Genomic DNA, 14,227 nt, shown 5'->3' on the forward strand with positions numbered 1-14,227 from the left:
CGATGATGTACACCGATCCGCAACAGGCTTACATTGATGGCAACCATCGCATGACCGCCGGCGACTACGCCGGTGCGGAGGCTTGTTATCTGCAAGCGCTGGCGCTGCAACCTTGGCATGTCGCGGCGCGCGCCAATCTGGGGTATCTGAAGGAGCAGCAGGGCGCGGTGGCGGAGGCGGAGTTTCATTATCGGCAGGCGCTTGGTCTGATGCCGGATCACGCGCAGCTGCATCAGAACCTGGGCGCGTTGCTGTTCAAGGAAAAGCGGTTGGCGGAGTCGGAAGCGGCGCTGCGCAAGGCGGCGGAGTTGGCGCCGGATTCGCCGACCGCGTGGAGCCAGCTTGGTGCGGTGCTGGTGTGTACGCATCGCGAGGCGGAGGGCGAGGCTTGCTACCGGCAGGCGCTGGCGCTCGATCCGGAGCATGCGCGGGCGCAGTTCAATCTCAGTTATCTATTGCTGCGGCAGGCGCGCTTTGAAGAAGGCTGGCGCATGCTGGAGGCGCGCTGGCAGTTCGACCGTTTTCCACTGTCCTTCGACTGTCCGTTCTGGAATGGCGAGCCGCTGGACGGCAAGTCGATTGTGATCGGGCTGGAGGCGGGGCATGGCGACATGATTCATTTCTGCCGGTATGCGGCCATGCTCAAGGCGCGCGGAGCGGAGCGGGTGGAGATGGTTTGTCATCCCGGCTTGCAGCGGTTGTTCGCCACGCTGGCGGGCGTGGATCGCGTGCATGCGCTGGGTGATGCACTGCCCGGCGGATGGGATTATTGGACGCGTCCGATGCGCTTGCCGGGATTGTTCGGCACGGAGATGGCCAGCATTCCGGCGGACGTGCCGTATCTGCACGCAGAGCCGCAATTGGTCGCGCAATGGCGCGATGCGCTGCCGCAGCAGGGACCGCGCGTTGGCCTGGCGTGGCGCGGTAACGCCAACTTCGAGAATGATGCGGACCGCTCGCTGCCATCGCTAATGGCGCTTGCCCCGCTGGGGGCAGCATCTGACGCTGTGCATTTCATCAGCCTGCAAAAAGGTCCCGGCGAGGCGGAGGCGTTGACGCCGCCGGTGGGCATGTATGTGCATCCGCTGGCCTCGCGCTTGCAGGACTTTGCGGAGACGGCGGCGCTGATCGCCAATCTCGATCTGGTGATCGCCGTGGACACGGCGGTGGCGCACCTGGCTGGCGCGCTGGGCAAGCCTTGCTGGCTGCTGCTACCCGATTATCGTTGCGACTGGCGCTGGATGGCGGACCGCGACGACACGCCGTGGTATCCGTCCATGCGCCTGTTCCGCCAGCCGCGCGGTGGCGGCTGGGCGCCGGTCATCGAGCAGGTGGCGGCGGCGCTGGTCAGTCTCGCAAGTAGTGCTGCGCCAGATCCTCAATAAGCCCCTGACCGGCAGGCTGCCAGCCCAATTGTTCGCGCGTCTGCGCGCTGGACGCCGGGCAGTCCGCGCCAAAGAAGCGCGCCAGGAAGCCGAAGTGCTCCAGTGCTTCTTCCGCCGCGAGACTGACGATCGGAACACCAAGCCCTTTGCCGATCACCTCCGCAATCTCCCGCGTAGCGACGCCTTGTTCGCCAATGGCGTGATAGCGCGCACCGGCCGTGCCATGTTCCAGCACCAGCCGGTAAAGTCGCGCTGCATCAAACCGATGCACGGCCGGCCAGCGGTTATTGCCCTCACCGATGTAAGCCGATACGCCCTTGGCGCGGGCGATGTCCACCAGCCGTGGCGCGAAGCCGTAATCGCCGTCGCCGTGCACCGACGGCGGCAGGCGTACCAGCGTTGAGCGCACGTCGCGCGCCGCCAGTGCCAGCGTGAGCTGCTCGGACGCTGTACGGTGCTGCGCCGGGCCGGCCGGATCGGGCGCGTCGTTTTCGGTGCCCACGCGGCCATGTGGCAGCAGCGCGCTGCCGGAGGTGGTGATCAGCGGCTTGCCGCTGCCGGCCATTGCTTCACCCATGGCTTCAATGGCGCGGCGGTCGGTCTCGCCGGCGGCGTTGAAGTCCTTGAAGTCATGGATGAAGGCGGTGTGGATCACGCCATCGCAAGCCCGCGCGCCGGCGGCCAGCACGTCGAGGTCCGACAGGTCGCCACGATGCACGGCGATGCCGCGCTGGCGCAACGTATCGGCGCCATCCTCGCTGCGCGCCAGTCCCAATATCTCGTGCCCGGCGTCCAGCAGTTCCTGAATGACGGCCGAACCTACCCAGCCCGTGGCGCCTGTGACGAATACTTTCATGTGCATCTCCCTGGTGTCGATGGTATGCATGATAGAAGATACGTGCAGGACGATCCATGCTATAGAATCCGTATTTTCTTTGCGATCGTCCGAATCATGGATCCCTTATCAGACGTACTCTCCCTGCTCAAACCGCGCAGCTATATGGCCGGCGGCTTTGACGCCGGCGGCGACTGGTCGCTGCAATTCCAGAAACATGAGGGCATCAAGTGTTACGCCGTGGTCTCCGGCCAGTGCTGGCTGGCGGTGCAGGGCGTGGCCGAGCCGGTGCTGCTGAAGGCCGGCGAGTGCTTCCTGCTGCCGCGCGGCCTGCCGTTCCGCCTGGCCAGCGATCTGGCGCTGCCGCCGCAGGATGCGCTGGAACTGCTGCGCCGGCGGCGTGAGGCCGGCGTAGGCGTCATTAATGGCGGCGGCGATTGCATGCTGGTCGGCGGACACTTCGTGTTCAACGGCCGGCATACCAGCATCCTGCTGGAGGCGCTGCCGCCGATCTCGCACGTGCACAAGGAGTCGGACCGCGAATCGCTGCGCTGGTCGCTGGAGAAGCTGGTGCAGGAGTTGAAGGAGCGCCGGCCCGGCTGCGTGCTGATTGCGCAGCACATGGCGCACATGATGCTGGTGCAGGCATTGCGGCTGGTGCTGGCGGAAGAGGAGAGCAATGGCGTCGGCTGGCTGTATGCGCTGGCCGATCCGCAGATCGGCGGCGCTATCGGCGCGCTGCACAGCGATCCGGCGCAGCGCTGGACGCTGGAGACGCTGGCGCAGCACGTCGGCATGTCGCGCTCCACGCTGGCGCTGAAGTTCAAGCAGACGGTGGGCGCGTCGCCGATGGAATACCTGACGCGCTGGCGCATGCTGCTGGCCGGCGACCGGCTGGTGCATTCCAGCCAGCCGGTGTCGGTGATTGCGCAGGCGCTGGGCTATGAATCCGACAGCGCCTTCAGCACCGCCTTCAAGCGCGTGATGGGCTGTTCGCCGCGCCAGTACGTTCGCGATCAGGTGGCAGCTTAGTCGCGGTAGCTGCGCAGGAAGTCGAGCAGCACGCGGGCGGCGATGTCGGCGTCATCGGCGGTCATGGTCTCCAGCGGATTGTGGCTGATGCCGCCGTTGCCGCAGCGCGTGAACAGCATGGCGACGTCGGTGATGGCGGCCATCGCCATCGCATCGTGGCCGGCGCCGGACAGCAGGTCGAAGCGCGGCAGGCCGGCGCGTTCGATGGCGTCGCCGAACTGCTGCATCAGGCGTGGCGCGCACGGTGCGGCGCTGGCGTTCAGCAGCGGTTGCAGCGTGAATTCGATCTGGCGGCGCGCGCAGATGGCGGCGATGCCATCCGTGACATCCCTGACTGCGGCCAGGCGCACGGCGTCGTCGGCGGCGCGGATGTCGAGCGACAGTTTGCAGGCGCCGGGGATGACGTTGACCGAACCATTCGGCACCTGCAACTGGCCGACCGTGCCGACCAGCGACGGCGCCTGCGCGCAGCGCTGTTCGACCAGCAGCACGATTTCGGCGGCGGCGGCGGCGGCGTCCTTGCGCATGGCCATCGGCGTGGTGCCGGCATGGCTGGCCAGGCCGGTGAGGTCGAGCAGGTAGCGCGAGCTGCCGGCGATGGCGGTGACCACACCCAGCGCCAGGTCGCGCTCCAGCAGCACCGGGCCTTGTTCGATATGGACTTCTACAAAGCCGAGCGAGTCGGCCGGATTGCGGGCGATGGCGGGGATGCGCGCCACGTCGTGGCCGGCGGCCAGCAAGGCGTCGCGCATGGTGACGCCGTCGGCGTCGGTCTGGTCGAGCAGCGACAGGTCGAAGCGGCCGGTGATGGCGGTGCTGCCCAGGAAGGTGCTCTTGAAGCGAACGCCTTCTTCTTCCGCGAAGCCGATCACCTCCAGATTGAAGGGCAGCTTTTCGCCGCGCTGGTGCAGATGGCGAACGATGGCGATCGGCAGCAGGATGCCGAGGCGGCCGTCGTACTTGCCGCCGTTGCGGACGGTGTCGTAGTGCGAACCGGTGATCAGTGTCCTGGCGTTTGGTGCGTCCGAGCGGTAGACGCCGGTGACGTTGCCGACGGCGTCAATGTGCGCGTCCATGCCGGCTTCGCGCATCCATTCCAGCAGCTGGGCAGCGGTCTGGCGATGGGCGGGCGTCATGTAGGCGCAGGTCAGCGCGTTTTCATCATCACTCCATGCGGCCAGATCTTCGCTCCACTGCATGATGGCAGGGCCGAACGCCAGCGGCACGGCCAGCAGGTCGTTGAGGCGGATCTCGGCGATGCGCTTGATCTGGCGGAGGCATTCGACGATTTCGTCGGCGCGCTGGTTCTTCAAGCGGCGCGCGAAGGTGGCGATGACGCTCTGGCGCGTGAGCCCTTGTCCGGTCGGGCCTTTGACGGCCAGGATGAAGGGGAAGCCGAATTTGGCGTTGTAGTCGGCGTTCAGCTGGTGCAGCGTGGCGAATTCCTCAGCGCTGCACAGGTGCAGGCCGGATCTGGCTTGTTCACTGGTCGATTCCGCCGTCAGCTGGCCAGCGACGGCGGCTTTGCCGGCCAGTTCCGGGTGGGCGCGGATCAGGCCCAGTTGCTCGTCCAGCGTGGCGGCGCTGACCACATCCTGCAAGGCCAGCTTCAGGGCGGTGACGTTGGCGAACGGACGGTGCGCGGCGGCGCGTTCCGGTATCCATGGCGAATGCTCGTAGATGCCGCGCAGGCGTTCGACGAAGGTGGCGCTGTCGCAGCTGTTCAGGTCTGGGAGTGTGGTCATCATGGCTCCATCATAACGCGCCAGTACCGCTGCGATATATGCGGTATGCGTTACGGTTTATATGACTGCGCTTACTTCTGCGTCAGCGCCTTGGCAGCCGCGCCCACCTGCTCGCGCAGCCATTTGTGTTCCGGCGCCTGGTGGACCCGCTCGTGCCACAGCTGGTAGAAGCGCATCGGCGGGAACTGCACCGGCACGCTGTAGGTCTTCAGCGGCATCTGCTTTTCGTAGTGGCGCACGAACTGGCTGCCGGTGGTCAGCACCAGATCGGTCTGCGCCAGCATATTGGGGATCAGTCCGAAGTAGGCCGATTCCACCACCACGTTGCGTTGCAGGCCCTGGCGCTCCAGGTAATCGTCGATGACGCCGACGTAGCCGGGCAGGATCTGTGTCGGCGCCACGTGCGGTAGCGTGAGGTAGTCGTCCATCGACATCTTGTCGGCCGGCGTGCGCAGCGCGTACGGACAGTCGGCGCGCATCACGCAGATGATCGGATCTTCGAACAGCTTGGACATATGCAGGTGTTCGGGCGGCTCGTCCCAGTTGGCGATGACCAGGTCCATGTCGCCGTCCGACAGCAGGCGCACGTAGTCGGAGCCGGCGCCCAGGCTGTGGATCTTGATGCGGCTGTTGGGCGATCCGCGCCGCAGCAGCGCAACCAGGTTAGGCAGGAACTGGCTGTCCAGATAGTCCGGCGCGGCCACGTGAAAGGTGCGTGCTTCTTCCTGTGGCACGAAAGCTGCCTTCTTGAGGAACAGGTTCTCGGTTTCGTCGAGAATGCGCTTTGCTGGTGCAAGCAGGCTTTCACCATGCTGGGTCGGCACCATGCCGCGCGCGCCGCGCACCAAAAGAGGATCGCCGGTCAGCTCGCGCAGTTTGCGCAAGGACGCGGAGATGGAGGGCTGCGGCTGATTCAGTTTGAGGGCGACGCGGGAGACGTTTTTCTCTACCAGTAGCAGGTAGAGGATGCGGATCAGATGAAGGTCCAGGTGTTGCGGCAAAGCGGACATGAGTTTGTTTCGTTTATACGGGAATGGATATGTCCAATATACTCTAATGTTCATGTAGCCGGAATCAAATCCGTTTATCTTCTGTAAATTAGCCACATTTTGACCTAGAAAAATACATGGAATATCTGATCCCTTATGGCCTTGAGTGGGCGAACCTGCTGGTGCGCTGGCTGCACATCATCACCGGCATCGCCTGGATCGGCGCGTCGTTCTACTTTGTGTGGCTGGACAATTCGATCCGGCCGCCGGCGCCCGGATCGGATCTGGCGAAGAAGGGCGTGTCGGGCGAGTTGTGGGCGGTGCATGGCGGTGGCTTCTACAATCCGCAAAAATATCTGGTGGCGCCGGCCGAGCTGCCGAAGGAGCTTCACTGGTTTAAGTGGGAAGCCTATTCCACCTGGCTGTCCGGCATTGCGCTGCTGACCATCGCCTACTACTTCAACGCGCAGGCGATGATGATCGATAAGTCGGTGGCCGATATCAGTAGCTGGCAGGCGGTCGGCATCGGTATCGGCACGCTGGTTGTCGGCTGGACGGTGTATGACCTGCTGTGCCGCTCCCCACTGGGCAAACGTGACTTGTGGTTTGGCGTGGTGATCTTCGTGCTGATCGTGGCGACGGCGTATGGACTGACGCATGTGCTGAGCGGACGCGCGGCGTATATTCACATCGGTGCGCTGATCGGCACCATCATGGTCGGCAATGTGCTGATGCTGATTATTCCCGGCCAGCGCAAGATGGTCGATGCGATGTCGGCCGGCCGCACGCCGGACCCGATCCACGGGCAGAAAGCCAAGCAGCGCAGCGTCCACAATAACTACTTCACGCTGCCGGTGCTGTTCATCATGATCAGTAACCACTATGCGATGACCTACCGGAACGACCGCGCCTGGCTGGTGCTGGCGTTTATCATGGCGGCCGGCGTGTTCATTCGTCACTTCTTCAACCTGCGTCACAAAGGACGTGTGGAGTGGCGTTATCCGGTGATCGGCGTGCTGCTGCTGGCCGGCGTGGCGGTGGCGATTGCGCCGTCCAAACCGGCGGCGGTGGCGCCGGCGGCTGATCCGGCGGCGGCTTTCGCCACGGTGCAGGCGGTGGTGGCGCAGCGTTGCGTGGCGTGCCATTCGGCGCATCCGACGCAGGCCGGTTTCGCGGCCGCGCCGCTGGGCGTGGCATTTGATAACGCCGCCGAGATCCATCAGAACGCGGAAAAAATCTACAAGCAGGTCGTGCAGACCAAGGCGATGCCGCTGGCTAACCTGACCAATATGACGGATGCGGAACGGACGCAGATCGCGGCCTGGTACGAGTCCGGCGCCAAATGAAAGAACGAGTAATGAACAAGCAAAAACTGGCCGAATGGATCGACGCCCACTTCGGCGAAGAAGTCGGCGTGCTGCAACAACTGCTGCGCGTGCCGACCGATACGCCGCCTGGTAACAACGCGCCGCACGCGGAGATGGTGGCGGATCTGGTCAAAGCCTATGGCTGGACCGCCGAGAAGCACGCGGTGCCGGAGCAGGCGGTGCACGATCACGGCATGCAGAGCATCACCAATCTGATCGTGCGCCGTCCTTACGCCGCGGGCGGGCCGACCGTGGCGCTGAATGCGCACGGCGACGTGGTGCCGCCGGGCGATAACTGGACTTATCCGCCGTATGGCGGCGTGGTGGAAGATGGCTTTATTTACGGCCGCGCGGCGGCGGTGTCCAAATGTGACTTTGCGACCTACATCTTTGCGGTGCGCGCGCTGGAAGCGCTGGGCGTGCCGCTCAAGGGCGGGCTGGAACTGCACTTCACCTACGACGAGGAATTCGGCGGCCTGCTGGGGCCAGGCTGGCTGCTGGATCAGAAATTGACCAAGCCGGATTATGTGATCGCGGCGGGCTTCAGCTACAACATCGTCACCGCGCACAACGCCTGCCTGCAACTGGAGGTGACGGTGCATGGCAAGTCCGGCCACGGCGCGATGCCGGAAACCGGGCATGACGCATTGCAGGCGGCGACGCGCATCCTGAACGCCATCTATGACCAGCTGCCGGAGCTGAAGAAGATCAAGTCGAAGATCGCCGGTATCGATTCGCCGACCATGCTGGTGGGCCGCATCGACGGCGGCACCAACACCAACGTGGTGCCGGGCAAGGTAGTGCTGAAAATGGACCGCCGCATGATTCCGGAAGAAGATCCGGTGGCGGTGGAAGCGCAGGTGCGCGCGCTGATCGAGAACGCGGTGCAGGGTATGCCCGGCATCACGCTGGAGATCAAGCGCCTGCTGCTGTCGCACGCGCTGCGCGAACTGTCGGGCACGGAGAAGCTGGTGGCCAGCATCCAGCAAAACGCCGAGACCTTCATCGGCGAGAAAATCCCGGCGCAGGGCACGCCGCTGTACGCCGACGCGCGCCTGTACGGCGAACACGGCATCCCCGCCGTGCTTTACGGCGCCGGCCCGCGCACCGTCCCCGAATCCAACGCCAAGAAGGCCGACGAGCGCCTCAATCTGGAAGACCTGCGCAAGGCCACCAAGGTAGTCGCCGCCACGCTGTTCGACTTCCTGGCCGCTACCTGACGAAGTATTTGCGGCGCAGTTCTTCTTTGATGCCTTGCGCTTGCAGGCGGCGGGCGGCGGCGTTGATGCCGGCGACCAGTGCGCGCTGGTCGGCGCCGACGTAGATGTAGAGGTCCAGTTGTTCCAGCGGCCTGCCGATGCGGCCCTGCGACAGCATGGCGCGCGAGGCGGCACTCAGGCTGCCGTCGTCGTAGACGCACGCCTGGTCCCTCCCTTTGATCACCATCTCCAGGCAGGCCGGTACGTTCTGGACGTCGTGCGGCCGCAGGCGCGGTTGCAGCGCTTCCAATTTGGTCTGGTAGGTGTAGATGCCGCGCTTGTAACTGACGCTGCGCGCAGTGGCGGCCAGTTCTTCCCAGCTGTTGATGGCCGGCTGGCCTCTTGGCGTGAAGACATATGTGTGTGTCTGCACAAACGGCTCCTCAATGCGCAGGTATTGTGGATGCTTGTAGCCATATTCCTTGACGCGCCCCATTTCCCCGGCCAGGCTGCCGTCGCCCAGCATGGCTTCGCTGCGCCGGCCGGGCAGGCTTTGCAGCGCGCAGCGCTGGTGGATTTCTGCGCACAGCCGTTGCAGGTAGTCGGTCGCGTACACGAAGACCACCGCCTCGCTTTCATGCGTGGTGCCGAAGATGAGTGTGTCCGGGCCTTGCGCGGCGGCGCTGGCGGCAAGCGTGGTGGCCAGGAGTGCGGACCAACGGCAGGGCATGGCGATATCCGTTGTTGTTATTGGAATGGCACCCTATGATAACTGATCCGCCTATACCGTATGATATGAGCATTATTGACCGAACAGCTAACCTGTGCACCGATACGATTTAATCAGTTGTCACGACTGCGGCGTGCTGCATATGCGCCGCCCGGTACGCCCGCGCGAGAAGGCGCTCTGCGTGCGTTGCCGCTCGGTCCTGTATCGCGGCATCTACTCGGACGCCAGCCGCATGGCGGCCATCACCATGGGCGCGGTGTTCACCTTTCTGATCGCGCAGTTCTTCCCGATCGTTCAACTCGATGTCGGCGGCTATAGCACCAGCGCTACGCTGCTGGGCGCGATCCGCGTATTGTGGACCGAGCATATGGAGGTGGTGGCCACGGTGGTGTTCTTGTTTACGATGGTGCTGCCGGCGGTGGAGCTGGGCTCTTTGCTGTACGTGACACTCTCCTTGCGCAAGGGCCGGCGTCCGCCCGGTTTCGATCATCTGCTGCGCGCGGTGGGCATTGCGCGCCGCTGGGGCATGACCGAGGTGCTGATGATCGGCATCCTGATCACCATCGTCAAGATGACCAGCCTGGCCGAGGTGATTGTGCAGCCGGGCGTATTCGCCTTCGGCGCGTTGACGCTGATGCTGGCCATCGTGGTGTCGTTCGATCCGAAAATTTTGTGGAACATCGGCGAGCATTTGCCGGGCCGGCGCCGCGCGGCGCAGAAGACCTTTCATTACGCGGCGTTGACCAAGGGCGCGCCGCTGCTGGCCTGCCACGCCTGCGGGCTGGTGGAATCGCTGAAGTACACGGTGCGGCACCAGTATTGCGCGCGCTGCGGCGCGCGCTTGCATCGGCGCCATCCGGACAGCATTGGCCGCACCTGGGCTTTTTTGCTGGCGGCGGCGATCCTGTACATCCCGGCCAATCTGCTGCCGGTGATGTACACCCATTCGCTGTTCGGCAAGGAGGACGACACCATCATCAGCGGCGTGGTCTACTTCTGGACCAGCGGTTCGCCGGCGCTGGCGGCGATTATTTTCATCGCCAGCATCGTGGTGCCGGTACTGAAGCTGGCGGCGCTGGCGCTGCTGGCGTGGACCACGCAGCGGCGCTCGCGCTGGCAGCCGCTGCAGCGCACGGCGTTGTATCGCGTCGTCGAGTTTGTGGGGCGCTGGTCGATGCTGGATATTTTCGTCATTACGCTGACGGTGGCGCTGGTGCGCTTCCAGTCGCTGGCGGTGATCACGGCCGGTCCTGGCGCGCTGGCGTTTTGCGCGGTGGTGGTGCTGACCATGATCGCGTCCATGCAGTTCGATCCCCGCCTGATCTGGGATCCTATCGATACACACGGAGAGAAGCATGTCTGATAACGAGAACGGCCAGCCGCCGTTGCCCGAACCGGAAGTGGAGAAGCCTAGCCGCATGCCGTCGCTGGTCTGGCTGATTCCCCTGCTGGCGGCGATCATCGGCGTGATGCTGGTGGTGCGGATGGTGATCGACCAAGGTCCGACGGTGACGGTGAGCTTCCGCAGCGCCGACGGCCTGGAACCGGGCAAGACCAAGGTCAAATACAAGGACGTCGATATCGGGTTGGTCAAGACGATCAAGCTGGACGGCGATCTGTCCAAGGTGCTGGTCACGATCGACATGACCAAGGAGGCCAAACGCTTCACCGCAGCCGATACCCGTTTCTGGGTGGTCAAGCCGCGCATCGGCGCCAGCGGCGTGACGGGCTTGAACACGTTGTTGTCCGGTTCTTACATCGGTGTCGACGCCGGCAAGTCGGAGGAAACCACGCACGAATTCACGGGGCTGGAAAAGCCGCCGCAGGTGACGCGCGACGAGAAGGGCACGTCGTTCGTGCTGCACGGCGAGTCGCTCGGTTCCATCGATGTCGGTTCGCCGATTTTCTATCGCCGCATCCAGGTCGGGCAGGTGACCGGCTTCGATCTCGATGAGAAGGGTCGCGGGGTCAAGATGTCGGTGTTCATCGCCGCGCCGTACGATCAGTATGTGGGCAAGAATTCGCGCTGGTGGCATGCCAGCGGTGTCGATGTGCGGCTCGATTCGTCGGGCTTCAAGGTCAATACGCAGTCGCTGGCGGCGCTGCTGGTGGGCGGCATTGCGTTCGAGTCGGTCAACGGGCAGAAGCCGTCTGCTGCGGCGCCGGGCGGCAGCGAGTTTTTGCTGGCGGCCGACCAGGCCAGCGCGCTGCGCGAGCCGGATGGCGTGGCGGTGACCACGGTGCTGTATTTCGACCAGTCGCTGCGCGGCTTGTCGGCCGGCGCGCCGGTGGACTTCCGCGGCATTGTGCTGGGTGAGGTGCGATCGGTAGGCGTGGAGTTCGATCCGGTGAAGAAGAGCTTCCGCATGCCGGTAACGGTCGATATGTATCCGGCGCGGCTAGGCCGCAGTTTCGCCCAGACGGTGGGCACCAATGAGGACCGTTCGGCCGGCACGCAGGTGCTGGAGCGGATGGTGGCGCGCGGCCTGCGCGGCCAGCTGCGCACCGGCAATCTGCTGACCGGCCAGTTGTATGTGGCGCTGGACTTCTTCCCCAATGCGGCGCCGGCCAAGATCGATACCACGCAGGAGGTGGTGGAGCTGCCGACCGTGCCGAATAGCCTGGACGAATTGCAGACGCAGGTTTCCAGCATCGCGCGCAAGCTCGATAAGGTGCCGTTCGAGGAGATCGGCAAGAATCTGCGCGATACGCTGAAGAGCGCCGATGTGTTGATGAAGCGTCTGGATGCGCAGGTGGTGCCGGAGTTGAAGGACACGCTGGCGGCGGCGCGCAAGACGTTCCACCAGGCCGATGAGCTGCTGCAGAAGGATTCGCCGGCGCAGTCGGACCTGCGCGAGGCGTTGCAGCAGGTGACGCAGACGATGCAGTCGCTCGATGCGCTGGCCGATTATCTGGAACGGCATCCGGAGGCGCTGATACGCGGTAAGGTCGATAAAAAAGGAGATCCGAAATGATGCGTGTATTTGGCCCGGTGATGGTTGCGGTGCTGGTGCTGGGCGGTTGTGCGAGTTCGCCGCCCGAGCATTTCTACAGTTTGAGCAATGGACTGGGCGTGGCCGCGCCGACGGCGCGCGCGGCGTATTACATCGAGATGCCGGCGGTGACGGTGCCGAAGCAGGTGACGCGCAACCAGCTGCTGGTGACCACCGGCGAGGGCCGCATGGACCTGCTGGAGCAGGAGCGCTGGGCGGCGCCGCCGGCGGCGGAGATCGGCCAGGCCTTGTCGCTGGCGGTGTCGGGCGAGCTGGGAACGATCGATGCGTTCCGCACCCCGGTGCCGGAGAATGCGCCGGTGTACCGCATCAGCACCAATGTGCAGCGCTTTGAATCGGCGCCGGGGCGGTATGCGCTGATCGACGCGGTGTGGAGCGTGCGGCTGGTGGGCAGCACCCAGGTGCTGACGTGCCGCAGCGTGGCGCAGGAGATGGTGGGCGCCGGTTATGACGCGCTGGTGGCTGGCCACCGCCGCGCCGTGGTCCGTATCGGCAGCGATATCGCCAAGGCCGTGCGGGCGCTGGCTGCCGGAGAAAAATCTGGCTGCTAAAGGTCGCTGCTAGGACGGGTCGCTGCTAGGACGGTATCAAGCCAGCTGATATATAACCCGCGATCAGTTGATCATAGACTGCGATGTCACACCGGCTGCGGGCGATCAGCTGAGCGCCTGCGACGGCGGCAAAAATGGCCTGGGCACGGATAACGGATTGATCGCTCGGGACACTGTCAGCGGCGGTCAGCACTTGTTTCAACCAGGTGATATTCACCTCGGCAAATTTGCGGACTTCGAGCTTGATCGGGTCGGGAAGATCGTCTGTTTCCGCCGCCATGAAGCTGCACAGGCAGATGCGATTGTCGCGGCCGAGGGCTTTGCGAAAAGTATCCGGATATCGGCGCAGGCAGGCCAGCGGGTCGCCCAACTCTTCGAGCATCGCCTGCAGCGTGGCTTCCGAGTCTTCCCAGTAGCGCTTGGCGACTGCCGCTCCCAGATCGGCCTTGCCGGCGAAATGATGGTACACGCTGGCAGCCTTGATGCCGACAGCGCTGGCCAGATCACGAATGTTCAGGCCGTTATAGCCATGCGCCTGGGCCATCCTGGTAGCTTCCATCAGGATCTTTTCCCTCGAATTTGCTTCCGCTTCAAGCTTCACTGTCACTCCAGCCGATAAAAGTGTTGACATGGCGCATGTATAACGCACTATCGTTAACCTACCAAACGTTAGGTAGGTAATTCGAGGCAACTTTCAAACAATTTTTATTCAGGAGTAATCATGACTTCCATGACGGTGTACGATTTTCCGGTCGGCCCCTATCCGACGCGTGTGCGGATTGCCATTGCAGAGAAGAAGCTGCAGGCGCAAGTCCAGTTCAAGATGGTCGATTTATACAAGGGCGAGCACAAGACGCCCGAGTTCATCGCGCAAAAAAACTACTCGGGAACGCTGCCCGTGCTGGAACTGCACGATGGGACCCTGATTGCCGAATGCACCGCCATCACGCAATATTTCGATACGCTCGATGGCGCTCCCAGCCTGACCGGTACCACGCCGCTGCAGCAGGGGATCATTCACATGATGAGCAAGCGAGCCGAAATCGAATTGCTGGATGCGATCAGCGTGTATTTTCACCATGGCACGCCAGGCCTGGGGCCGTCGGTGGAGCTGTACCAGAATCCGGAATGGGGATTCCGGCAGCGTGACAAGGCGATCCGTGGCATGCATTACTTCGACACGGTGCTTCAGCATCAACCGTTCATCGCGGGTGCGGAGTTCTCGATGGCCGACATTACGGTGATCGGTGGCCTGGTGTTCGCTGCCATCGTCAAGCTGGAGATTCCCGCTGAATGCCGCGCTTTGCTGGCCTGGTACGAACGGATGAAGCAGCGTGAGAGCGTGATCACCCAGCCGGCGTTTTCCAGCTAAACAGTTGG

13 protein-coding genes are annotated in these 14,227 nt (G+C 63.7%); 8 read left to right on the forward strand and 5 right to left on the reverse strand.

What is annotated here, in order from left to right:
- Window positions 1-2: 2 nt before the first annotated feature.
- On the forward strand, window positions 3-1,385 hold the full coding sequence (locus GTP55_RS03825) for a tetratricopeptide repeat protein (protein ID WP_229257720.1): 1,383 nt from the start codon (window positions 3-5) through the stop codon (window positions 1,383-1,385).
- On the opposite strand, the gene GTP55_RS03830 is transcribed toward GTP55_RS03825, so the two are convergent.
- Entirely contained in the window at window positions 1,348-2,241 is an 894-nt protein-coding gene (locus GTP55_RS03830) for an SDR family oxidoreductase (protein WP_161043650.1), read from the reverse strand. The genes GTP55_RS03825 and GTP55_RS03830 overlap by 38 nt on opposite strands.
- Window positions 2,242-2,337: 96 nt before the next feature.
- On the opposite strand from GTP55_RS03830, the gene GTP55_RS03835 reads away from it, so the two are divergent.
- Window positions 2,338-3,252 carry an AraC family transcriptional regulator gene (locus GTP55_RS03835; protein ID WP_161043651.1) on the forward strand — a complete coding sequence of 305 codons (915 nt, stop codon included), beginning with the start codon at window positions 2,338-2,340 and terminating at the stop codon, window positions 3,250-3,252.
- On the opposite strand, the gene GTP55_RS03840 is transcribed toward GTP55_RS03835, so the two are convergent.
- Together GTP55_RS03840 and GTP55_RS03845 are read right to left on the reverse strand one after the other, a co-directional pair.
- Complete coding sequence (locus tag GTP55_RS03840; protein WP_161043840.1) at window positions 3,249-4,997, reverse strand: allantoate amidohydrolase; 1,749 nt, start codon at window positions 4,995-4,997, stop codon at window positions 3,249-3,251. The genes GTP55_RS03835 and GTP55_RS03840 overlap by 4 nt on opposite strands.
- Window positions 4,998-5,068: 71 nt before the next feature.
- The gene (locus GTP55_RS03845) at window positions 5,069-6,007 is read right to left on the reverse strand and encodes a LysR family transcriptional regulator (RefSeq protein ID WP_161043652.1); all 939 of its coding nucleotides are present in this window, start codon (window positions 6,005-6,007) and stop codon (window positions 5,069-5,071) included.
- Window positions 6,008-6,123: 116 nt separating this feature from the next.
- Here GTP55_RS03845 and GTP55_RS03850 point away from each other — a divergent pair, with 116 nt between their 5' ends.
- Both GTP55_RS03850 and GTP55_RS03855 read left to right on the forward strand, forming a co-directional pair.
- Complete coding sequence (locus GTP55_RS03850; RefSeq protein ID WP_161043653.1) at window positions 6,124-7,332, forward strand: urate hydroxylase PuuD; 1,209 nt, start codon at window positions 6,124-6,126, stop codon at window positions 7,330-7,332.
- An 11-nt stretch (window positions 7,333-7,343) separates the two neighbouring features.
- Window positions 7,344-8,573 (forward strand): M20/M25/M40 family metallo-hydrolase, encoded by a 1,230-nt coding sequence (locus tag GTP55_RS03855; protein ID WP_161043654.1) that lies wholly within the window; start codon window positions 7,344-7,346, stop codon window positions 8,571-8,573.
- Here GTP55_RS03855 and GTP55_RS03860 read toward each other — a convergent pair.
- Window positions 8,566-9,282 (reverse strand): substrate-binding periplasmic protein, encoded by a 717-nt coding sequence (locus GTP55_RS03860; protein ID WP_161043655.1) that lies wholly within the window; start codon window positions 9,280-9,282, stop codon window positions 8,566-8,568. The genes GTP55_RS03855 and GTP55_RS03860 overlap by 8 nt on opposite strands.
- A gap of 142 nt (window positions 9,283-9,424) precedes the next feature.
- Here GTP55_RS03860 and GTP55_RS03865 point away from each other — a divergent pair, with 142 nt between their 5' ends.
- Genes GTP55_RS03865 through GTP55_RS03875 form a run of 3 tightly spaced genes read left to right on the forward strand, consistent with a single transcriptional unit; the run spans window position 9,425 to window position 12,847 of the window.
- Window positions 9,425-10,645, forward strand: a complete 1,221-nt coding sequence (locus GTP55_RS03865; protein ID WP_202423521.1) for a paraquat-inducible protein A — start codon at window positions 9,425-9,427, stop codon at window positions 10,643-10,645.
- Window positions 10,638-12,257 carry a PqiB family protein gene (locus GTP55_RS03870; protein WP_161043657.1) on the forward strand — a complete coding sequence of 540 codons (1,620 nt, stop codon included), beginning with the start codon at window positions 10,638-10,640 and terminating at the stop codon, window positions 12,255-12,257. The genes GTP55_RS03865 and GTP55_RS03870 overlap by 8 nt, the downstream gene beginning before the upstream one ends.
- Window positions 12,254-12,847, forward strand: a complete 594-nt coding sequence (locus tag GTP55_RS03875) for a PqiC family protein (RefSeq protein WP_161043658.1) — start codon at window positions 12,254-12,256, stop codon at window positions 12,845-12,847. The genes GTP55_RS03870 and GTP55_RS03875 overlap by 4 nt, the downstream gene beginning before the upstream one ends.
- A gap of 25 nt (window positions 12,848-12,872) precedes the next feature.
- Here the strand turns inward: GTP55_RS03875 and GTP55_RS03880 are convergent, their stop codons facing one another.
- Window positions 12,873-13,448 (reverse strand): TetR/AcrR family transcriptional regulator, encoded by a 576-nt coding sequence (locus GTP55_RS03880; RefSeq protein WP_371868281.1) that lies wholly within the window; start codon window positions 13,446-13,448, stop codon window positions 12,873-12,875.
- A 129-nt stretch (window positions 13,449-13,577) separates the two neighbouring features.
- Between GTP55_RS03880 and GTP55_RS03885 the strand changes: the two genes are divergently transcribed.
- Window positions 13,578-14,219, forward strand: a complete 642-nt coding sequence (locus GTP55_RS03885) for a glutathione S-transferase (RefSeq protein ID WP_161043842.1) — start codon at window positions 13,578-13,580, stop codon at window positions 14,217-14,219.
- Window positions 14,220-14,227: the final 8 nt, after the last annotated feature.

This window comes from Duganella margarita (assembly GCF_009857535.1).
Lineage (GTDB): Bacteria > Pseudomonadota > Gammaproteobacteria > Burkholderiales > Burkholderiaceae_D > Rugamonas > Rugamonas margarita.